This window comes from Tateyamaria sp., assembly GCF_039940735.1.
Lineage (GTDB): Bacteria > Pseudomonadota > Alphaproteobacteria > Rhodobacterales > Rhodobacteraceae > Tateyamaria.
Genome location: NZ_JBDVGB010000066.1, coordinates 1 through 21420, shown reverse-complemented (window position 1 = coordinate 21420; position 21420 = coordinate 1). Strand labels below are relative to the sequence as shown.

Below are 21420 nucleotides of genomic sequence, written 5' to 3'. Positions count from 1 at the left end.
CTTTATTTTCTGTCAGTCGTGTCGTGTTATAACGGGCTTTGCCGTAACGTCGACCTTTTGCGTCTCGGCACAATCGCCCATGTCTGCTGTCTTCGAGCCATACCATTTTGCAGCAGGTGCAGCACTAATGCCATGCAGCAACGCACTGATCCAGACTGCGTTCACGGCTATGTGTAACATCTGCGCCCCGAATTCATGTGATATTTGTTCGACGACCAATAGGGCAAAAAGCGCTGTCGCCAATCCTCTTGGCCCAAACCAGCCAAAAAACAATCGCGTTATCGGGGCGGCATCAGTTCCAAGCAACGAAAGCCAAATCGCAAGCGGGCGCACCACAAACAAGCTGAGCAGTATCAAGGCAAGCATTTGCCACGTCAGATGTGCGATGGCTTCAGGCACCAAAGCAGCACCAAGCAGCAAGAACGCCGCCCACGTCAGCAGCTGACCTTCGCTTTCGGTGAACTCAAATACGAACTTACACGCGCCTTTGACCACACTGCCAAAGGCAAGACCGGCCACGAAGGCCGAGATAAATCCATTGCCTCCGACTTGTACGGCCGCAAGATAAGCGGCCCCCGCCAAGGCAAGTGCGCCGACGCCTTCGTAGATTTCCGAGGTCGTGCCATGCGCCTTTGCACGTAGCAATATCCACCCGCCAACCCCGCCAAGCAAAGCGCCAACCAAAGGCCCAAGCAAGATTTGTTTGGCCCCGAAAACCAACCACTCACCGCCATCCGCCGTGCTTTCTGCCGCCGTGAGGCTGGCGAAAAACAAGATTAACGGCAGCGCCAGCCCATCGTTCAACCCACTTTCGACAGTCAATGCACGACGAGGACGCATGGGAACATTGGGATTGGTCACCACCGCTTGACCAAGGGCAGCATCGGTAGGTGCCAGAATCGCAGAAATTAGGGCAATCGCAGCAAACGGCCATGCCGGCAAAAGAACAGCACCGACCAACGATCCGATTGCGATTGAGGCAGGCAAACCGATCAACAACATCCGCACCGGCCAGACATGGCGTTTGCGCAAAGCCGCCAGATCAGTTTGAGCTGCATCAAGAAACAGCAAAATTACCAAAGCGATTTCCGCAACGGGATGCAGCAACACCTCCATATCGTGCTCGGACAAAAGGCCCGTCATCGACAAAACCACGCCGACGAAAATAAAGACCATAGGTGCGGTCAAAACCGAAGTCGTGAGGCGCTGTGCGATCATCGCATACGCGACAGTGACCATACAAACGATCAAAAATCCCATCATAGTTCTAGGTCCCTTTGGCCCATGCGGCGTGTTTTCAATGTGGAAATGACCAAGCTCTGGCGCGTCGGTCAAGGCAGTTAGGCTGGTGATCGTCCGGACTGGTGCCCAAATGCCGACATCCTTTGCGTAGGCACAATAGTGACAGAGTCGATCCGCACAGATGAGCTCAAGCCGATCATCAGATCAAAATGCGTATCATGCGCATCTTAACGGTGCCGGTTCTATATGACGAGAGAATGTGTTTTTTGCCAAATCAAGATGCGTTTTGCTCATCTCTTTGGACGCAACCGATCGCCTAGCGCCCCGGTTCGAAGCATCTGACATTGATTATCTTCCCTGTATTTTTCGGCTTTTTTCTTTGAGGCTCTGATCTTTAGATGCAGTGGCGCGTCAAACGTTACACTGGCTCCGTCATTTATTCAAAACGTGCTGCCATCACAACGCATGACAAAAGCGATGATGCCGGTGTTTTAAGCCACACGGCGCCCCGTTCAAAGCAGCCAACCACTGGTTGCTGCTTGTAAAATTGGGGGTGCGACGCACTTGGATTACGTAACAACGAGGTGATCTCGCGCTACTCATTCTGCCGTCAAAACCCCTTGTCATTCCCCCTTGCTCAGAAGAATAAGTCGTCAGCCAACTTGACTAATGGGCAACGCTTTCGCAAAAAAACCATAGGTCTTGGACGACGCTTTCCTTGACGTCCAAAGATCTTGCAAGCTGCAAGAAGAAGGTTTCCTTGGAAGAAGATCACGAAAAAGATGGTGCGGGCTCAGACGGGACTCATGAGTTTGACACGCAAACAGCTTTCGAAACGCTGGTTCGAGAGAACATCAACTGGATGTTGTCGCTTGCCAACGGAATTCTGAGAGACGCGGCGCAGGCCGAAGACGCTGTCCAAAGTGCTTTTGCAAAAATCCACAGTGGCCTTGTAAAATTTGAACGCCGCGCCTCTGTGAAAACATGGATGCACCGGATTGTTGCGAACGAAGCCTTGATGGTTTTGCGTAAAAGCAATCGTTTAAAAGAGCAAACTCTTGACCCGTTATCGCCAGAATTTGACACAAACGGCTGCCGGATTTTGGCGGATGCCGTCACAGTAGATACGCCCGAAACAGAACTTGCGACGCAACAAACCTTGACCATCGTCCGAAACGAAATTCAGGCCTTACCCGAGGCTTACGGACTTATTTTACTCCTCCGTGACATTGAGGGGATACCAACGGCTGAAGTGGCTAAAATGTTGGATTTAAGCATAAATAATGCTCGCGTTCGGTTGCACCGTGCGCGGGCTGCTTTGAAAAAACGACTTGAACCGTTAATTTTGCGGGGTGCGATATGAACTTGATAACGGAACGCCGCAGGCGGCGCATTCAAGGTGTGATATTCAAACTTCCTGGGATGATCACCTGCGAAGTTTTTGAAGGTTTCATCTATGCCTATCTAGAGGGCACCTTGCCAGCGCCCCAACGGCGGCTTTTTGAAATTCACCTGAAAGTGTGCAGGTCGTGTCGTCGATATCTGTCCGACTATCAAAAGACTTTGGCCGCAACAAATGCGTTGGCCGCAGACAACAAAGCCAACCTTGAGAACGTCCCAGAAGATTTAATCGCCGCGATCATCGCAGCGCACCCGCCTGACAACGATTAAAACGAAGGTTATCGACGTTTTTTTTGTAACTTTTATGAGCCATCAAGCATCTAAGAAAAAGGACTGAGCACCAGTACGTCGGGCGTGTTTGAAAATGGGTTTGCGCAATGCCATCGAAGGTAAACATGATCAAATGTCTGAGCCTTCGTCCCATTTGCCCATTGGCGTCAAAGGACAAAACAAAAACTGGCCCCGGGCACATCCCTATTCAATGGTCCACCTGACGGAACACGAAACGGCGCGCAACAAAATCAGCAGTGATCACGAGATCAAGGATTATCAAATGAACCAGTGCTTTCCAAACGTCGGCCCTCTGCCAGAGATCGATACCAAAGCTATGATCGAAGTAGACCGTTTGATGATGGAAGACTATCAGATCAGCCTGTTTCAAATGATGGAAAATGCGGGGCGTTGTTTGGCTATTCTGGCGCGCGACATCGTACTGGGGGATGCGCCTGAAAACAAACGCGTAGTTGTTCTTGCCGGCGCTGGTGGCAATGGTGGTGGGGCCTTGACCGCTGCGCGACGGTTGGCCACGTGGGGCGCAAAAATCTGCGTGATTACAGCCCAAGGCCGTGACAAAATGGCGGATGTCCCAAAGGCGCAATTGGACATCCTGCTTCGCCTCGAAAACGTGGTCGAAATGACCATCGAAGAAATCGACGTACCCGTTGACGTCATTCTTGATGGGCTGATTGGTTACAGCCTTACAGGTGCGCCCAGAGGGCAAGCCGCCACGTTGATCGCGTGGGCCAACGAAAATCCCGCCCCCACTTTGGCTTTAGACGTGCCGTCAGGATACGACGCGCACACTGGCACGATTGCAGAACCAGCAATTCAAGCCACAGCGACGCTAACCATTGCATTACCGAAATTGGGGATGCAAAGCGAAGGCAACGCACAGCATATCGGGTCGCTATATTGCGCTGACATCAGCGTCCCACCCGAACTGTACCACAGCCTGACCCCAAGCCTCGACATCGGGTTTGTGTTCAAAAACAGCGACATCGTACGTCTTTAACCTGGTTTTTGAACCACGCGCTCTTTGGTAAAAGTTGGATCAGCCCAGTTTGGTCCACTCAAAGCAGAAATGTAATAAACCACGTCACCTAACCCTGCCAAAAATAATTAATTTCAACGGGTTAGGCAACAAGAGACATTGCAGGCTTTTTGCACTTCGCTCTAGTACATGTTTTTCTTGATATCGCGTTCAATGCGACCTTCCATGTCATCCAGCACGTCTTGACCATAGTTTATGTGTGCAGACATCAGGTCTTTCAGGCTTGGTGCGATCTTGCGGTCGATCTGCGTCTCTGGTGCCCAAAGGCCAGAACGGCGGATCGCCTTGGAACAATGCCCATAGGCTTCTTCGATTTGAATGAGCAACCCAACAGGGGGCACACGACCGTTAATTGCACAACGTTCCAGCAGCTCTGGATCGCGGGTCGCAAGGCCTTTGCCGTTCACCCGCAAAGTATCAAACACACCCGGTATCATGAACAGCACCGACACCGGCGGATGCTGAAGAATATTGCGGAACGTGTCAAAGCGCTGGTTGCCTGGCCGATCAGGGATCAACAAAAGTTTTGGAGTGACAATCTCGACAAAGCCAGCCGGATCACCGCGCGGTGTTATGTCCGAATGCCCTTCTTTGTCTTGTGACGACACCACGCAAAACGGCGATAGACGCACAAAATCTTGCATCGGCTCACTTAGGAATGGGGCCGATTTATCATAGATCGTAGCCGTTGTATCGCCGTAGCGTTCCCGGAATTCCGGAATGTCCTTGATCAGATACTCTTCGCGGATCGCGCTGTCGTCCGTCATGGGTGACCTTTCAATTTCTCGGGCACAAGCCGTAGTGTCGTGTGGTGAATGAATGCTGCAATTGCACCTGTTTGGGAACTTTTAATTTTGCCATCCCTACCCTAGCCCCGCTTGGGCATGGCAGTCCAAGGGCCCGCAACCTTCATCGCCCCGCCTGCCCTACCCAACTGTTTGACTTTGCCGTCGAGGATGCCCGATGCGCTCAAGAATTCGCGAGCAAGCCACCTTCTGATTGACAATTCGCTCACAACCTACCTAGTAGAAGGTTGTTAGATTGTAAATCCCGAAAAGGACTTCCATTATGGGCGACCCAGTGAGCGTTTTTCACGAAGGTGAACGTAGTCTTCACAAAAAACTGGATATCGAGGAACGCCAGCACGAACTGGGCCTGCGTATGGTGCGTGATCACATGCCGGATCAACACCGTGAATTCTTTGCACAGATCGAGACTGTGCACATCGGCGCGGTCGATTCAAAGGGCCACCCCTGGGCCATCACGCGGACAGGCGCGCCCGGTTTTATGGCGTCACCCGATAATAAGACCCTAGCCATTTCATCCGAGCCATTGTCCGGCGAACCCGCAGACCTGAATCTCGCGATTGGTGCAAAAACAAGCGTCGTAGGGATCGAATTCGAGACCCAGCGCCGCAACCGGTTAAATACGACGATCAGTGCAACAACAAACGGGACCCTGTCGTTCCGTGTTGATCAAAGCTATGGCAATTGCCCTAAGTACATTCAAATACGAAACAAAACTCCGAACGGGCCATCCACCCCGCAGGCACCTGTCACATCTGCGACGCTCACGGCGGCGGATCAAAAACAGATTGCACAGGCCGACACCCTGTTGATTGCATCGCGCGCGGCTGATCTTGGGGACGACCCGCGCGACGGTGTCGATATCAATCATCGCGGCGGCATGCCCGGCTTTGTAACGGTTCTGGACGATAAAACGATCCAGTTTCCAGACTACAAAGGAAACAGTTTCTACAACACCTATGGCAACATTCTGACAGACAACCGTGTCGGCCTTCAGTTAGTTGATTTTGAAACAGGGACGCTTTTGAATATCAAAGGCACCGCCGAGTTGGTCGAAGATCTAAACGATGGCGTATTGCCACTGATGGGACGCGGGCTGCGCATCACCGTGCAAACAGCGACCCGAAGCGAAGGCGCCTTGCCAATTCGGTATTCTTTTGGCGCATTCTCGGACCGAAACCCCGAAATTGCCCCATAAACGAAATGCCTTGACTGCGCGGCCTACCTATTGGTAGGCAAACCTCAACACTGCGCCGAAGCGTCACCCTTCGTCGCACGAAAAGGATACTCAAATGGAACTGAATACTGACTTTACCGCCCGTGTCCTCGTTCATTCGGACGACATCGAATGGCGCGCCTCTCCTATGCCGGGGGTGGATCGTCGTATGCTGGATCGGATCGGCGGCGAAGTGGCGCGTGCCACTTCTATTGTACGTTACGTGCCTGACAGCAAGTTTTCGGCGCACACGCATTCTGGCGGCGAAGAATTCATCGTTCTTGATGGCGTATTTCAAGACGAACACGGCGACTTCCCGACGGGCACGTATGTGCGCAATCCACCAACCACGGCACACACACCGGGGTCCGAAGGCGGGTGCACGATCTTCGTAAAGCTTTGGCAATTTGATCTGAACGACCGCACGCAATTCCGCAAAACCATGGCCGATGAACTTGGAACGCCTGTTGACGGTGTTGCAACCGCACTTTTGCACAACGATGCGTTCGAAACGGTCACCTACAGCCATCTGGACGCAGGTGCGACACTGCATAACGCAGAGTCTGGCGGGATTGAATTGCTGGTCATCAGCGGCTCCGTGACCGAAGGCGGCGATACCCTTGCAAAAGGCGCTTGGTTGCGCTTGCCTGACGGCCAAGCGTTGGATGCAATCGCTGGCGATGATGGCGCCAAGGTCTGGATCAAGACAGGTCACCTTGCCCACGCGAAACCACCAGCTGTATGATGAATGTGAACCTTTTCAGGTGTCGCGGAGCAACGTTGTCGACCTTGCGCCCCGCGCCTGAGGGGGTTCTAATGGTGAAACGTACCAGCTGTCTTGAACGCCAAAATAGGTGCCCGTGATGCCAACAATTGACACAAAAACCGCTTTGCTGAACTCTGCTGAAAACGCCGCACGCAGGCTGGGTTTTGACGGTTTCAGCTATGCGGATCTGGCCCAAGACGTCGGGATCCGCAAAGCAAGCATTCACCACCACTTCCCATCCAAGGCGACGCTGGCCGTCGCGCTCATGCAGCGGTATCACGCTAATTTCCAAGAAATTTGTGCGAAAATCGACGCATCAAATGACACCGGTGGCGCGCAGTTGGCAGACCTGATCCGACAATACAAAACCGGCAGCGACGATGGCAAACGCATCTGTTTATGTGCGTCCTTTTCCGCCAGCCGCGACAGTCTGCCCGCCGAAGTCATCGAAGAAATCAGCCAATTCCGCGCAATGGTCGTAAAATGGATGACAGCCGCATTTGAAAAAGGGCGCGCTGACGGGTCCATATCTGGCGTCACACACCCAGCGTTTGAGGCCGCCTCGGCGATGTCATTGATGGAAGGGGCGCAACTTGCTGCGCGCGCCGAAGAAAACCCCACACTGTTTGAAACCGCCACGACGCTTTTGATGGCGCGCATTGCTGCATAAACGCCCCCCACACCAAAGGACTTCCAATGAACCACAACGCTGATCTTCTACTTGGTGCCCTTGTTGCCGACGCCGCTTGCTTGGGTTTGCACTGGATCTACAACGTAGATCGCGTCGCTGCAGTCACAGCCCGCCAGAACGGGCAATGCGCGTTTACGCCAGTTGAGGCGCGCAACTTTGAAGGCGTCAAAACCTTTGCCCACAAAGACCGTGAAAACGGCATGTTCACCCAAATCGGCGAAGTTCTGCACCTGGCGATCAAATCCATGAACGCCAATGATGGCACATTTGACGTTCCCGCCTATCAGTCTGCCTTTACTGCGTTTTTCGGCGCAGGTGGGCCTTTTGTTGGGTTCATGGATCGCCCCACTCTGGGCGCTTTGGCCAACATTGCAGCGGATGTAAATCCGTCGGGGATAGACGACAATCAAACACCAGCCCTAGCCCGACTTCCTGCAATCTTGGTGGGTTACCAAGGTCAGGACCAGCTGCCTGACATGATCAAGACGGCCATGGAAGTCACCAACATAAACGATGAGGCAACCGCCTTTAGCAACGTCTTTGCGGACCTTGCGACGCGGGTCATGAATGGCGAGGCCTTAGATGACGCTCTTGTCGCCGCAGCAAATGGCGCTGACGACATCGCAAAAGCTGATTTGCTGAACGCGTTGAATACAACCGAAGACGACACAGTCGTTTTTGCCGGTCTTAACGGCCTGATGGGGCGCGCGTGCTATTTGTCCGCAGCAAGCCCGGTGGTGTTCCACATCCTTGCGCGCAGCTCTTCCTATCAAGAAGCCATCGAACGCAACATTCTAGCCGCAGGCGACACCGCCGGGCGTGCCATTATGCTTGGCGCAATTATGGGGCGCGTTCACGGTGTGGCAACACCCACAGGTGTGCCGTTGTCATGGGTTCTTAAGCTGAAGGACGGTGGCGCAGTTTTGCAAGATTGCGAAACGCTTGCCGCACTTTCAGCCAAGTAACGCAAAGATCGTCACGCCGTTTGAAGGTAGGCACCTGCATCTATATTAAGCGGCCTTGCCAATCCTAAGACAAAAATTAGAAGACCCGCCTAAGCAGCGATGTGCACAAGCGGCTCAATCATTTTAAAGCCCGCGTTTTACTGACCGCGGGCTTTAACCTTTGCGCCCGTTTTCAGGGCCCTATTTTCATGGCATCGGAATATCTGTCACGTATTTAGGAATGTCATAACCACGCTTTGTTGCGGGGCGTTCGACGATGCGCAAATACCAATCACGCACATTGGGAAAATCATTAAGATCAATCTGTTGCCAGTCATGCCGGGCGATCCATGGGAACATCGCCATATCCGCAATCGTATATTCACCGCGGTCTACGCCCGCGACAAAATCGCGCCCCTCGAGCCGGGTGTTGAGAACTTTGTAAAGCCGCTTGGCCTCATTCGAATACCGCTGTTCAGCGTATTCCGCTTTACCGGCGTTGTACTTCACAAAGTGATGCACCTGCCCCAACATTGGACCAAGCCCGCCCATCTGCCACATCAACCATTCGACCATCCGCCAATGTTCGGGCCCATCAACTTTGAATTTGTTGTACTTGTCCGCGAGGTACATCATGATGGCGCCGGTCTCCATCAAATGCACACCGGTTTCGTGATCCACGATAGCTGGAATACGGTTGTTCGGAGCAATCTTCAAAAAGTCAGGCGCAAACTGTTCATCCTTAGAGATGTTGATGGGTATGACGTTGTATTCTATCCCAAGCTCTTCGAGCATAATCGAAACTTTGCGTCCATTAGGTGTGGTCCATGTGTAAAGATCGATCATTTTCTGAGGCCCTTTTCTGGTCAACGACTGCCCTTGTCGACAGAACGTGTCGGCAGGATTTACCCGCCATGTGTAGCGTTGTTTTGTCCCTGCCGGAAAGCGCGAAAAAACCGTGTTAAAACACAATGGCCACGCTTGCTTTGCACAGTAACCCGACCAACGGAAATTCAGCGCGTTACAAAAGCCTTTCAATAACAAATGGTTATTTCAATTTGGGACGGAAATACGCCCATCTGCGAGGCAGCGTTTCTCGTAAATCATGCCAATGTTTACACCTATCGAACCACGTTTGTTCCGGATTTGACCCGCGCCTTTACCAATCAAACAGCGGCCATCATTAACCGATTTGTGCACCAAAACCTCAGCCTGTTAGTTTTGAATCAACGCACTTTCCCATTCAGTAAGGAAATTGTTCCGTTTGAGAGTGTCGAGAAACGTCATCAAGGCAGGTTCCAGCGCAATGGTCTGACGTTCGGCGACAGTATCGCTTGCATGAAGTGACGGCAAAGATCGCGCTTTATCGACGAGGTTGGATTGATATGTGACGAGGTGCCTAATGAACTGTTCGGCGACTTCTGGTGTTCGTGAGGCATTGGAAACCAGCGCAGTCCGCATCATTGTCGTCGGAAAATCTGAAGGCAACACAATCTCAAGTGTGTTATCAACACGGGCTTGAGCATAACTGCCAAGCACATTGTAAGCGACCGCAATTGTGCCATTGGTCAGATCGTCAATCATATCCCCCGAACAACAATAAAGACGCGCATCGAGACCGCCCATCACTTCCATAAGACGCCAAAATGTTTCGGAGGCGCGCGCATCCTGCGTAGCAAACAAATAACCAAGCCCCGATAGGCGGACGTCGTAGGTCCCGATGCGATTTCGAAACACGTCGGGCCGCGCACGCAGTGCCTCGATCAGTTCTTGACGTGTTTGCGGGATTGGCACGCCTTCGAATGCAGCCCGGTTGATGACAATCGCGGCGGGCTCCGATGTAAACGCGAACAGGCTTTGACGCCATTCCGCCCAAACAGGATGCGAGATGTTCTCGAGGGCCAGCGCAAAACCATCATTTGTAAGCTTGAGTTGCAAATCCATGGCGCTGGAGATTGCGATATCAAAGGCCGTTGGGTCTTTGCGAAATTGCCGATCAAGGTCAGCGGTACTGGTGACCAAATACTCGATCGACACATTGGGATTGGTGCTAACGAAAGACTGAATCAATGGCGCAAATAGATCAGTGTCCGTGCTTGAAATGATGCGCAAAGTTGGTGAAGCATCTGAGCTTCCAAAGACCTGACGGTCTTCCCAACTTTGAGCAAGCCCAGCTTGGGCCAACAGCAAGAATGCTAAAACGAAATAGAAACGCACGCTCCGCCCTCCGATTGGTTTGTCAATTCAATAGTACCACCGTGGGCCACTGCAACGTCCTGCGCGATCGTCAGACCCAAGCCCGAACCGATGGTGCCTTCCGCGTTTTGGCCGCGTTTGAAACGCCCGACCAACTTGTCGATTTCATCAGTCGGAAATCCCGGCCCATGGTCACACACTGTCACCTGAGGATGCGGGGTGGTTGATACCCAGACCTCGATAGCACTTTCAGCAGGGCTATATTTCATAGCGTTATCAATAAGGTTTCGCACTGCACTTTGGATCAAAATAGCGTCGCCCGCGACGGGAACCGCCGTATCACCATGCACGGACAGCGTTAGATCCTTCATTTCCGCAATCGGCGTCAGCCTTGAAACAAGATCGCACACCAACTCAACTAAATCGATGTCCTCCCGCTCCAAATGATCCGCTCGGAAGGTGATCATGGCGTGATCCAAAAGCTGGCCGGCCGCGCGAGAACTTTCGTCGATCGCCCTGACCATGGATCGCATTGCTTCGCGGTTTTCTTCCTTGTGCACGCGCTGCAACGTGGCCTCGGCATAGGATCTGACCGTCGCAAGCGGGGTGCGCACCCGATGAGCGGCTTCAGCGATAAAGTCCTCTGACTGCTTCAATGACTGATCAAGCCGCCCCATGAGTGAGTTCAAGGATGTGACCAAGGGCGCCATTTCACGCGGCACTGCTTTTTTGAACGGCGTCAAATCTTGTGGCCCACGCCGAGTAACCGATGTCGTAAGTTTGTTCAGTTGCCCCATAGTCACCGACGTGGCCCACAACGACAAAGCGACGGCCAGTGCAAAAAAACCAACGCCAAAAATGGCTGCATTGCGCGAAATTTGGTCAAGGGTTTCAGACAGGGCATCTCGTGTTTGGGCAAGCGCGATTTGAATTTCAATCCGTTGATCTGCGCCGATCAATGTACGGGTCGCGCTGATCTGCCGAACGGTTGCACCACGCACCTCGTTCGTCTGAAAATTCCTATTCCCATTCAACGGATCGTCGGCAAAAGGTAGTTCTTCATAACCAGACAGAAAATCGCCGTCCTGAAAGATTGCATAAAACACCCGATCATCCGCAGACGTGCTTAGCATCGAAAAGGCGGCATAGGGGATATCGACCTCGACGATACCGTCCCGTATGGCGGCAGCATCCAAGATCGAAGTGACAGAGGCAACAAGGATATTGTCCTGACCTTGTTGAGCAACCTGCTCAGCATAATTCCTGACAACAAAAAACAAAAGGATCGCCAGCAAGGCCGCCCCGCCGATCAACGTCACCATAAGGCGGTTTCTGAGAGAGCCCGCGATGGTCGGATTACCCGTCATGACCCAACCGATACCCAAGCCCACGCAATGTGGTGATTTTCATGCTTGATCCTTGCAGGTGGCGGCGCAAGCGGCCGACATAAACTTCGATGGCGTTTTCCGAGACATCGTCGTCATAGGAAAACAACCGATCAGCCAATTTCTGCTTGGAAAACACCTGCCCCGGCGCATTCAAAAACAGTTCCAACAGACGCAGCTCGCGATTGCGCAAGGTAATCTCTTTCCCGGCGATATTCAGGCTGCCGGCGACTGGATCAAAAGCGATGCCACCGACTTCAATTGTCGTCTTGGCGATCCCGGATTTTCGACGCAAAACGGCGCGACATCGTGCTTCCAGCTCGGCGTGATCAAATGGTTTGGTGACGTAGTCATCCGCCCCGAGATCCAGCGAACCGATTCGGTCTGATACCTGACTGCGCGCCGTCAAAATAATCACCGGCGTATCTTGATCACTGGCGCGATGCTGTCTTAAAAACTCCCGCCCGTCGCCGTCCGGCAGCATGATATCCAATAGAATTAGATCATAGTCGCCCGTCGCGACAAAGGCCCGCGCGTCTTCTAATTTCGTTGCATGATCAATGACATGACCATCCAATCCCATGCGCGACAGAATCGCGTTGGCCAGCTCTTGATTGTCTTCAACCAACAAAAATTTCATGAGGGGTCCGGACTATTATTCGCGTGTGACAGGTTAGTGTCAGGTTGACGTGCATTCTTTCATTTCAACTGAGCCGCCATGCGGACAGTTGTCAACTGGGAGGACAATATGTCGAATTTTAAGCTGGGCCGTCGCGCCCTAATCGCGGCTGTGGCCGCTTTCGGACTGACAGGGCCGGTTGCCGCTGATGGGCACCAAGTTCTGGACAGCATTCACTTTCTGATCCCCGGCGGTGCCGGTGGTGGTTGGGACGGAACCGCACGCGGTACCGGCGAGGCGCTGACTGGCGCGGGTATCGTCGGAAAAGCGTCTTACGAAAACATGTCGGGCGGCGGCGGCGGTAAAGCCATCGGCTTTCTGATCGAAAACGCGGAAAGCAACCATGGCACGTTGATGGTCAACTCGACCCCCATCGTGATCCGCTCGCTCACCGGTGTGTTTCCACATAACTTCCGTGACCTGACCCTCGTGTCCGGCACAATCGGTGACTATGCAGCCATCGTTGTCGGCAAAGACAGCCCGATCAACTCGATGAGTGATCTTTTGGCGGCCTTTGACGCAGACCCAAGCGGCACAGCCGTAGGCGGCGGTTCAGTTCCAGGCGGCATGGACCACCTTGTGGCAGCTATGGTGATGGAAGCGGCAGGCAAAGATGCGTTGGGTGTTAAATACATCCCCTACGACGCAGGCGGCAAAGCCATGGCGTCTCTGCTGTCAGGTGAAATCGCAGCCCTGTCCACTGGCTTTTCTGAAGCTGTCGATCTTGCAGACGCAGGCGAAGTCAAAATCATCGGCGTCACATCGGACGAACGCGTCGCCGCGGCCCCTGATGCACAAACCATGATTGAACAAGGCATCGACACCACGTTCGTTAACTGGCGCGGGTTCTTCGGTGCACCGGGCATGCCCGCCGAACAAGTGACCGCCTATCAGGACGCTCTCGACAAAATGTACGATACCCCCGAGTGGGAAGAAGTGCGTGCACGCAACGGTTGGGTCAACATCCACAACAGTGGCGACGACTTCAAAGCGTTCCTCGAAGACCAAGAAAAGGTCATCGGCGATCTCATGAAGAAGCTGGGCTTCCTTTAAAAATCAAATCGGCAGAGCGGTCCGCCGCTCTGCCTTACCACGACTTGCCTTGGGAGGGGACGTTATGGCGTTAGATCGTTGGATCGCACTTGTGTTGTTGGGCATATGCCTAGCGTATGGTTATGCCGCTTGGTTCACAATGGATGGCGATCTTGCCCCTTTCATGCGGCGGAACCCGATTTGGCCAAGCACCTTCCCCAAGGTTTTGTCCATTCTTGCTATCATCGCTGCGCTGGCCATTCTGCTTGGCTTTGAAAAAAGCGAACCTAAAGAAGCCGAAATCGATTACCGTCGCTTGGGGGATTACCACCTTGGACAAGCGCTTTTGTTACTCGCTTTGATGATCGCTTACGCGCTTTGCCTGCGCCCCGTTGGGTTTCTAATTTCGACCTCGGCGTTCCTCATTCTAGGGTCTTACATTCTGGGTGACCGGAAGTGGCACATCATGCTTCCGGTGGCCCTGATCGCCACCGTGGCCGTTTGGTATTTGGTTCAAGAAGTTCTTGGTATCTATATGCGCCCCTTGCCGGGCTTTTTGGGAGGCTAACATGCTTGAAGGATTACTGATCGGCCTCACAACGGCCTTATCGTTTCAAAACCTCGCGATGGTTGTCGCGGGCTGCCTGATCGGCACATTCATCGGAATGCTGCCCGGGTTGGGCCCGATGTCAATCATCGCCATTATGATCCCCGTGGCTATTTCCATGGGCGATCCTTCGGCCGCACTTATTCTTTTGGCGGGCGTTTATTACGGGGCCATCTTCGGTGGCTCGACCTCGTCGATCCTGCTCAATGCGCCGGGTGTTGCGGGAACAGTCGCGTCAAGTTTCGATGGCTATCCCATGGCACGGAAAGGCAAGGCCGGTAAGGCGCTGACCATCGCAGCCATCGCCAGTTTTGCAGGTGGCAGCATTGGCGCACTTCTGTTGATGATTTTTGCCCCCGCTTTGTCATCTGTCGCGTTACTGTTCCATTCGGCTGAGTACTTTGCCTTGATGGTTGTCGGCCTGTCGGCAATTGCCGCTTTCGCGGGCACCGGACAAGTCGCCAAGGCGATGATCATGACCGTTCTTGGTCTGATCATGGCTACCGTGGGCGAAGGCGCATTGTTCAACCAACCCCGCTTTACGATGGGGATTTTGGACCTTCAGTCGGGCTTTGGTTTTATCACGCTTGCAATGGCTATGTTTGCCTTGCCCGAAGCCTTGTTTCTTGTCCTGAAACCTAAGGACCTTAAGGGCGACGAGGGCGAGATCAAAGACCTGCGTATCACGCGCGCTGAAGCCAAAGCGATTGCGCCAGTGATTGGTCGTCAATCTTTGCAAGGGTTCTTCATCGGCGTTCTGCCGGGCGCAGGGGCGACGATCGCCAGCTTCCTTGGCTATGCGGTCGAACGCAATATCGCGCCCAAGCATGAACAGGACGAGTTCGGCAAGGGTTCGATCAAAGGCCTTGCAGCACCAGAAACGGCCAACAACGCGGCCTGTACAGGCTCGTTTGTTCCGCTTTTGACGCTTGGTATTCCGGGTTCTGGCACAACTGCGATCCTTTTGGGCGCGCTGATTGCCTTGAACGTTACGCCGGGGCCGCGCCTGATGCTGGATGATCCGCAGATTTTCTGGGCTGTCATTATGTCGATGTTCATTGGCAACCTTGTGCTTTTGATCCTCAACCTGCCCTTGATCCCCTACATCGCCAAAGTTCTGACCGTGCCACGCACGTTCCTGATCCCCTTCATCCTGTTCTTTACTTTGATGGGGGCCTACATCGGTCAAAACAACGCAACAGAACTGCTTTTGCTGGTCGGTTTCGGCATCTGCGCGACGGCACTGAAGTTTGCAGATTACCCGCTTGCGCCTTTGCTGATCGGGTTCATTCTTGGCGGCATGATGGAGGACAACTTTTCGCGCTCCATGCAGCTTTATGATGGTATCAGCTTTATCTGGGAGCGTCCGATGACCCTAGGGCTTTTGGTGATTGCCGCATTTCTTGTGGTGTTGCCAAGCTATCGCGCCCACCGCGCAAAAGCGCGCGCAAAGGGTGTTGCCGACGGCGATTAAGCCGTCAGCAACACCACTACAACTGAATACAAAGACGACCTGCGGCAGCCGACATACAAATCGGCTGCCGCTTTCGCATATTAGCGTCGTTTCAAGTGCTCGGGCTGCATATGCGCGATTAGGAAACTCCAGTAACATCAATCATCTTGCTTCACCGGCTCAGAGCGTGATGATGGCGATATGACTGATAAATCAACTCAAGAAGACCAGGTCGCAATCAAGCAGCGCCGCGCAAAAGGCGAATTTGTACGCGGCATCAGCGGTTTTCGCGGGGTCATTGGCGATCCTGACTTTCCTGCCGAACCCGGCCGTTACCACTTGTACGTGGCGCTTAATTGTCCGTGGTGCCATCGCGTGACCTTGGCGCGCAATGTGTTGGGATTGCAGAACGGCATTACAATGGATGTCGCCTTTCCAAACCGCACAGACGAAAACGATCCCGACGGCCCCAACCTTTGGGAATTCGCACCAAAGCGCACAGCAACACTTACAGGCGCCCCCCTGCCCGAATGCACTGGCGAAACGGGCACCGGTAAAGGATTGCGCTTGGCCAAGGACATCTACCAAGCTGAAGGTTCAGAAGAACAATCCGTCCCGATCCTTTATGACAAAATCGCTGGCCGCATCGTGAACAACGAAAGCGCAGAGATCATCCGGATGTTCGATGCACATGCAGACGCCCTTGGCAGTAATATCGCGACGGCCAATCGCGTCCAGTTGTTACCCACACACGACGCGCTAAAGAAAGACATCCACGAACTAAACAAGCTAATCTATACGACCATCAACAATGGGGCATACAAGGCTGGGTTTTCATCGGATCAATCGGTCTATGCAGCCGCTTTTGATGCCTACTTCAAAACGTTAGAAGCACTTGATGATCGACTGTCAGATGGGCGTTCTTTTCTAACTGGAAACCAATTCACAGAAGCCGATCTGCGGCTGTTTCCGACGCTTTACCGTCATGACCCTGTCTACTATCTGCGCATGAAATTGAACGGCGCGCGGGTTCTTGACTATCCGCACCTGTGGCGCTGGTTGTGTCGCGTCTATGCAATGCCGGGCGTCGCGGCAGCTGGATCACTTGTTCATTGTCGGCAGGGGTACTTTGGACGGTCATGGAATGGGGTTGTCCCCAAAGGGCCGCGAAAGCCAATGCCCTACCCCGAAGCCTACCTTCAGCCTGATCTTTCCAATCGTTAACCCCCAAAATGCGACGCCAATTTGAACCCGCGTTTTCAGGAAACATACAGGCGAATTCTAAAGATAGCCCGACGTCAAGAACCGCGATTTGATTGGACCCAACTTTGGTTAGCTTCCGGTTGTCCTCAGGTTGTCGAAGCTTCGCGGATGTTAAATTAGGAGCTGCTCCAAAGAACGGTCAAGTACACCTCCAGTTTACATTCGCATGATCAAGACCGTTCTCAGCCAGATCATCCCGTACAACCCAATCCAGCATCACATAATCGTAACCTAGAGAGTCCAAGGCACCCCCAACGGATCACCGACGCGTAAGAGCAATTCCTTATTTCGATAACCAAACCTGGCGCTTTACAAAGGTGGCATCACAGTATTTCGCCGAAGAGTGGAGTTCTTCGGCGACAACACTAGGTAATTTGCGAAAGCACAAATGGTACAAGCTTCCAAGAGCCAAACGAAAACAGCCACTTAGATTGTTCCGGAAATAGTTTAGAAAATGCGCTTGTTATTCAGAGTGTTGATCACTAATGAGGTCGGCGGAGACGTGGCCGAGTGGTCGAAGGCGCTCCCCTGCTAAGGGAGTAGGCCCGGAAGGGTCTCGAGGGTTCGAATCCCTTCGTCTCCGCCACCCACATCTGGCATCCGTAAATTTTTCTACAATAAAACCAAATACTTGAAGGCCTTTACCTTCCTCACGGCTTCTTTTGGATTCGTATTTACTATACATTTAGCTATACAAAACGCTATACACGCCTCATCCAAACGTGAGGCCAATCGCTATGTCCATTAAGAAGCGCGGTAAGAAATTTTCACTCTATAAGCGTGTTCCCAAGCGTTACGCTTCGGTTGAGCCGCGCACATTCGTTTGGTGTTCTCTTGGAACAGACAGTGAGCGCGAGGCGCAAGACAAAGCCCCGTTGGTATGGTCACAGATGTTGGACGGTTGGGAAGCCAAGCTAAAAGGCGATACCAAAGATGCAGATCAACGGTTTGAAGCGGCAAAGGAATTGGCTGCGGCGCGGGGTTTTCGGTATATGCCAGCCAACCGCCTTGCCGATGATCTAGAGCAAGTTGTTGAACGGGTCGCGGCGATCAGTGGCCCTGAAAATCAACCGGACACTTTTGAGGCTGAAGCGTTGCTAGGCGGTGCAGAGCCACCAGCGCTTAAGGTATCACAATGCTTGGACCTGTATTGGCAGCTTGCCCGTGATAAAATTCAAGGCAAATCAGTTGATCAGCTACGCCGTTGGAAAAATCCCCGCATCAAAGCTGTGAACAACTTTGTTGAGGTCTGTGGTGACAAGGCAATCACCAAAATTACCTCCGACGATATGTTGGACTTTCGCGGCTGGTGGATGGACAAGATTGAAAGCGAAGGGCTGGCAACCACGTCCGCAAACAAAGACTTCACCCATCTTGGCGATGTTTTGAAAACCGTGAACGTGATGAAACGCCTTGGCCTGATTTTGCCCCTAACCGGATTGGCATTCAAAGAAAGCGAAGCCAAGCAACGGCCCTCATTTTCTGATACGTGGATCACAGATAAAATCTTGGCAGATGGTGCGTTGGACGGGTTGAATGATCAGGCTGCGGCTATTGTCCGGCTCATGGTCAACACGGGCGCACGGCCAAGCGAGTTGGCAGCACTTACACCCGATTGCATCCATCTGGACGCAGACGTGCCGCATATCTCTATTGAGGCCGTAGGACGCCAACTTAAGAGTTCTAACGCCAAGAGATGCATTCCGGTCTGTGGTGTGTCCCTTGAGGCGCTCAAGGCCTTCCCCGAAGGTTTTGAGCGGTATCGTGGCAGTTCGGCGGGGTTGAGCGCCGTGGTCAACAAATACCTGCGCAACAATGGCTTGTTGGAAACGCCAAAGCACTCGCTTTATGGGCTACGCCATTCCTTTGAGGATCGGCAGTTGGCGGCTGGTGTTGATGAACGTATCCGGCGCGATTTGATGGGCCATGCCTTGAACCGTGAGCGCTATGGCAAGGGTGCAAGCTTGCAGCACCTGCAAGAGATTGTTCAAGCAACCGCTTTGTAGCTATCCGCAATGGCTTTGGCCTTTGCCACGGTGTCTTGGGTGTTGGTCAGAATTTCGATTTCGTTTTGAACACGCACAAAGAGCGGCACATAAACAGGGTTCGCCACCACAAGGGCGGCAAGCCTGCGTTCTGTGTATCTAAGGGTTTCCAAATCGTAAGACATGGATTCCCTATAGCGTTCTGTTTGACGCTCTAACTGTTTGGGCGGATTTTTCTTTGCCCTATGGTAAGAAAATTGACGAAAATCCCACGCTTTACAAATCGCCTATTTTTTAGGCTACTATTATTTATTAAAAACAATGACTTAGTCCAATCTAAGAATCCTACTTTATCCTAAGTTTTTCCGTTTGGGGAGGTGATATTGTTTTGGTGCGGCCCGATTGCAAGTTGATTTGACGATCATTTCAACCGAGCCGCGACAATCGAAACCAATAAGGAAAACATCCATGCTTGATGATACGAAAACATCACCAATATCTATAAGCGAAGCAGACTTTTCGGAGGGTTTCATTTCTGCAATTGAAAGCAGAAATGACGATATAAGCCCCGATGATGTCGAAGTCTTTACGCAAGCCCTTTCAGTGATTGGAGCCGAACAGAACGCCCAGAAACGTGAGGAGATAATTGCTTGCCCGTTCCAGCGTGTAGCCGTTCAGACATTTCTAGGTGAGCCTTTGCCCGTGTTAGACCGCACTTATGGACAAGCGGCAATTTTGGTTGCCATGAAACTTGGCCCTAAAGCTGCATAGCAAAAACCTCTACGCTTGATATACTCGCAATCTAGTTCTCCCCAATTACTTTGAGGAATAACCGATTTCTGCGCTGCCAATTGCAGCGCAGAAAACTTGCTTAGGCCCATCATTCGAAATTGAATGATGCATTTACTGCTTTGAAAAGTTTCTCGGACGTTTCTGCTACGCCATCCGGTAAGTCATCAACTTTTTGCCAGCTATCAAAAACTTGGAGCATTTCAGTCAGCACCAGCTTCTTGTCCAAGCTACGCCCGTGGCGGTTCTTCAATACACTTTCCACCCGTTTTGCGATCAATGTTGAACCATCAGCAGGTAAGTCTGAGTCTTGAATCATTATTCCATAGGCGCGGTTTACACATTCACGGAAAAAGTTGTCCGGAAAAATGTCTTCAATAGCAACGTCAGTTTTCTTTACACCAGAAGCAGCCCCCATCATCAATACGCGGAACTCATATCCTTCGTCTTCTGCTACGGCCTTAAGCTGCATTTCAGAAATTTTTTCTTTTGCGGTATTTCCCGCATCATCAGTATCTAACAATACCGCTGCATCCCAGCGTTGGCCAATAGCGAAGGCAGCATACATCGGGGCTTTAGTGGAGGTTTGTGCTGGCCACATGTAAATTTGATCAGACAATCCAACTCTATCCCCCGATTTCAACAATCCGGATAGTTTGCTTAGTATGAGTGCGTCGGTTCCACCCTCAACTATCAATACTTTCCGATTGCCAAGCATTCCCGAAAGATCAGATGTCAGACCCAAGGCGCTTTCAATCACCGCCATAGGTGCGCGTTGTTTGCTAACAACCCCATGCGTAAGAGACAAATGCTTGCCAGTGCTTTCAACAATTCTAACACGCTCAGGAGCCGATTGATCTACCATAGATGCAAGGTGAGTTGTATATAGGACGGTGTTGTTTTCGGAGAGGCTATCAAAAACACCTAACAAGTCGCGCTGGCCGCTGTAGTGTAAGTGAACGCCCGGTTCCTCAAGCAGCAATATACAGTTTTCAAATTCACCATCGCTTGCATGAGTAAACTTCCATGCGAAAGAAACATACCAGCGGAACCCTGTCGATCTGCGATGCAACCGAACAGGAAAGCCGATAGCTTCATCTTCGGCGAACACATTTAATGTTGGTCCGTCAATGTCGATGTCAAAACGAACTTTCTTCTGTGTCCAAAGCTTTTGGAATTGCTGTGTCAGAAAGGCTGAGGCTGCGCGTTTGTCAAACTGCCTCGTTGTCCGGCCTTCTGCGGTTGCCCCTTTTGCAACAAAGTCGTCAATGTCGATGTCTGCAAGGTCCAAGACGATCAAGATCGTTTGGTCCTCAGCGGAAAGTGTTGATCTGTCACCACCAGCCCTATCAAGTCGTGCCTTGAGTTGATCCAATTCAACTTGTGTTCCAGAAAATGCATAATCTTGGATTAAAACAAATTTCGGGACATTCTCTCTTGCCCACTCACAAACCTTTTCTTCGTCTAGTCCTAGCGCCTCAGCCTCAACAACCTTAAACCATGATTTGTAGCCGTAATTTCTCCACCCCCAAATTTCCATTTTTTCCGGAGGTTCAGGCAACGGATCAGCAGCCATTGCGTTGCCTTCCGCATCTTCCTGCGGGGCTTGTTCAATACGTGCGAAGTCGAAAAGCT

At 52.2% G+C, this 21420-nt stretch carries 21 protein-coding genes and 1 tRNA gene; 14 read left to right on the top strand and 8 right to left on the bottom strand.

The genetic code is table 11. The features are described from left to right. Nucleotides 1–12 precede the first annotated feature (12 nt). Complete coding sequence (locus tag ABJF76_RS14480) at nucleotides 13–1263, bottom strand: cation:proton antiporter (RefSeq protein WP_413820806.1); 1251 nt, start codon at nucleotides 1261–1263, stop codon at nucleotides 13–15. Between the two features lie 739 nt (nucleotides 1264–2002). On the opposite strand from ABJF76_RS14480, the gene ABJF76_RS14475 reads away from it, so the two are divergent. The 3 genes from ABJF76_RS14475 to ABJF76_RS14465 all read left to right on the top strand — a co-directional run bounded on the left by ABJF76_RS14475 (nucleotide 2003) and on the right by ABJF76_RS14465 (nucleotide 3934). Further along, nucleotides 2003–2605, top strand: a complete 603-nt coding sequence (locus tag ABJF76_RS14475; protein WP_413820805.1) for an RNA polymerase sigma factor — start codon at nucleotides 2003–2005, stop codon at nucleotides 2603–2605. After that, on the top strand, nucleotides 2602–2913 hold the full coding sequence (locus ABJF76_RS14470; protein ID WP_413820804.1) for an anti-sigma factor family protein: 312 nt from the start codon (nucleotides 2602–2604) through the stop codon (nucleotides 2911–2913). The genes ABJF76_RS14475 and ABJF76_RS14470 overlap by 4 nt, the downstream gene beginning before the upstream one ends. 133 nt (nucleotides 2914–3046) lie before the next feature. Then, nucleotides 3047–3934, top strand: coding sequence for an NAD(P)H-hydrate epimerase (locus ABJF76_RS14465; RefSeq protein ID WP_413820803.1), 888 nt, complete (start codon nucleotides 3047–3049; stop codon nucleotides 3932–3934). 161 nt (nucleotides 3935–4095) lie between these two features. Here ABJF76_RS14465 and ABJF76_RS14460 read toward each other — a convergent pair whose 3' ends face one another. Then, complete coding sequence (locus ABJF76_RS14460; RefSeq protein WP_413820802.1) at nucleotides 4096–4740, bottom strand: MSMEG_1061 family FMN-dependent PPOX-type flavoprotein; 645 nt, start codon at nucleotides 4738–4740, stop codon at nucleotides 4096–4098. A gap of 301 nt (nucleotides 4741–5041) precedes the next feature. Between ABJF76_RS14460 and ABJF76_RS14455 the strand changes: the two genes are divergently transcribed. From ABJF76_RS14455 to ABJF76_RS14440, 4 genes are all read left to right on the top strand, one after another. Further along, nucleotides 5042–5977 (top strand): pyridoxamine 5'-phosphate oxidase family protein, encoded by a 936-nt coding sequence (locus ABJF76_RS14455; protein ID WP_413820801.1) that lies wholly within the window; start codon nucleotides 5042–5044, stop codon nucleotides 5975–5977. Nucleotides 5978–6071: 94 nt separating this feature from the next. Then, a complete protein-coding gene (locus ABJF76_RS14450) occupies nucleotides 6072–6740 on the top strand; it encodes a cupin domain-containing protein (RefSeq protein WP_413820800.1) in 669 nt (222 codons plus the stop codon). Between the two features lie 118 nt (nucleotides 6741–6858). Continuing rightward, the gene (locus ABJF76_RS14445; RefSeq protein WP_413820799.1) at nucleotides 6859–7431 is read left to right on the top strand and encodes a TetR/AcrR family transcriptional regulator; all 573 of its coding nucleotides are present in this window, start codon (nucleotides 6859–6861) and stop codon (nucleotides 7429–7431) included. Between the two features lie 26 nt (nucleotides 7432–7457). Continuing rightward, a complete protein-coding gene (locus ABJF76_RS14440) occupies nucleotides 7458–8417 on the top strand; it encodes an ADP-ribosylglycohydrolase family protein (RefSeq protein ID WP_413820798.1) in 960 nt (319 codons plus the stop codon). A 186-nt stretch (nucleotides 8418–8603) separates the two neighbouring features. Here ABJF76_RS14440 and ABJF76_RS14435 read toward each other — a convergent pair whose 3' ends face one another. The 4 genes from ABJF76_RS14435 to ABJF76_RS14420 form a co-directional block, all read right to left on the bottom strand. Beyond that, a complete protein-coding gene (locus ABJF76_RS14435; protein ID WP_413820797.1) occupies nucleotides 8604–9242 on the bottom strand; it encodes a glutathione S-transferase family protein in 639 nt (212 codons plus the stop codon). A 369-nt stretch (nucleotides 9243–9611) separates the two neighbouring features. Continuing rightward, on the bottom strand, nucleotides 9612–10613 hold the full coding sequence (locus ABJF76_RS14430) for an ABC transporter substrate-binding protein (protein ID WP_413820796.1): 1002 nt from the start codon (nucleotides 10611–10613) through the stop codon (nucleotides 9612–9614). Further along, nucleotides 10592–11959: a sensor histidine kinase N-terminal domain-containing protein gene (locus tag ABJF76_RS14425; RefSeq protein ID WP_413820795.1), complete on the bottom strand. Its 1368-nt coding sequence runs from the start codon at nucleotides 11957–11959 to the stop codon at nucleotides 10592–10594. Before ABJF76_RS14425 ends, ABJF76_RS14430 begins: the two co-directional genes overlap by 22 nt. Beyond that, nucleotides 11949–12617: a response regulator transcription factor gene (locus ABJF76_RS14420; RefSeq protein ID WP_413820794.1), complete on the bottom strand. Its 669-nt coding sequence runs from the start codon at nucleotides 12615–12617 to the stop codon at nucleotides 11949–11951. Before ABJF76_RS14420 ends, ABJF76_RS14425 begins: the two co-directional genes overlap by 11 nt. A 108-nt stretch (nucleotides 12618–12725) precedes the next feature. Here ABJF76_RS14420 and ABJF76_RS14415 point away from each other — a divergent pair, with 108 nt between their 5' ends. The 6 genes from ABJF76_RS14415 to ABJF76_RS14390 all read left to right on the top strand — a co-directional run bounded on the left by ABJF76_RS14415 (nucleotide 12726) and on the right by ABJF76_RS14390 (nucleotide 19017). Then, nucleotides 12726–13709, top strand: a complete 984-nt coding sequence (locus ABJF76_RS14415; protein WP_413820793.1) for a Bug family tripartite tricarboxylate transporter substrate binding protein — start codon at nucleotides 12726–12728, stop codon at nucleotides 13707–13709. A gap of 64 nt (nucleotides 13710–13773) precedes the next feature. Beyond that, on the top strand, nucleotides 13774–14256 hold the full coding sequence (locus tag ABJF76_RS14410; RefSeq protein ID WP_413820792.1) for a tripartite tricarboxylate transporter TctB family protein: 483 nt from the start codon (nucleotides 13774–13776) through the stop codon (nucleotides 14254–14256). 1 nt (nucleotide 14257) lies between these two features. Next, nucleotides 14258–15769 (top strand): tripartite tricarboxylate transporter permease, encoded by a 1512-nt coding sequence (locus ABJF76_RS14405; RefSeq protein WP_413820791.1) that lies wholly within the window; start codon nucleotides 14258–14260, stop codon nucleotides 15767–15769. A 180-nt stretch (nucleotides 15770–15949) separates the two neighbouring features. Further along, nucleotides 15950–16972 (top strand): glutathione S-transferase C-terminal domain-containing protein, encoded by a 1023-nt coding sequence (locus ABJF76_RS14400; protein WP_413820790.1) that lies wholly within the window; start codon nucleotides 15950–15952, stop codon nucleotides 16970–16972. A gap of 535 nt (nucleotides 16973–17507) precedes the next feature. Beyond that, a tRNA-Ser gene (locus ABJF76_RS14395) sits at nucleotides 17508–17597 on the top strand. Between the two features lie 151 nt (nucleotides 17598–17748). After that, nucleotides 17749–19017, top strand: coding sequence for an integrase (locus tag ABJF76_RS14390; RefSeq protein WP_413820789.1), 1269 nt, complete (start codon nucleotides 17749–17751; stop codon nucleotides 19015–19017). On the opposite strand, the gene ABJF76_RS14385 is transcribed toward ABJF76_RS14390, so the two are convergent. After that, a complete protein-coding gene (locus ABJF76_RS14385) occupies nucleotides 18999–19181 on the bottom strand; it encodes a hypothetical protein (protein WP_413820788.1) in 183 nt (60 codons plus the stop codon). The genes ABJF76_RS14390 and ABJF76_RS14385 overlap by 19 nt on opposite strands. A gap of 283 nt (nucleotides 19182–19464) precedes the next feature. Here ABJF76_RS14385 and ABJF76_RS14380 point away from each other — a divergent pair, with 283 nt between their 5' ends. Continuing rightward, on the top strand, nucleotides 19465–19767 hold the full coding sequence (locus ABJF76_RS14380) for a hypothetical protein (RefSeq protein ID WP_413820787.1): 303 nt from the start codon (nucleotides 19465–19467) through the stop codon (nucleotides 19765–19767). Between the two features lie 109 nt (nucleotides 19768–19876). On the opposite strand, the gene ABJF76_RS14375 is transcribed toward ABJF76_RS14380, so the two are convergent. After that, nucleotides 19877–21420, bottom strand: a 1544-nt coding sequence (locus tag ABJF76_RS14375; RefSeq protein WP_413822600.1) for an ATP-dependent nuclease, incomplete at its 5' end; no start/stop codon positions are given.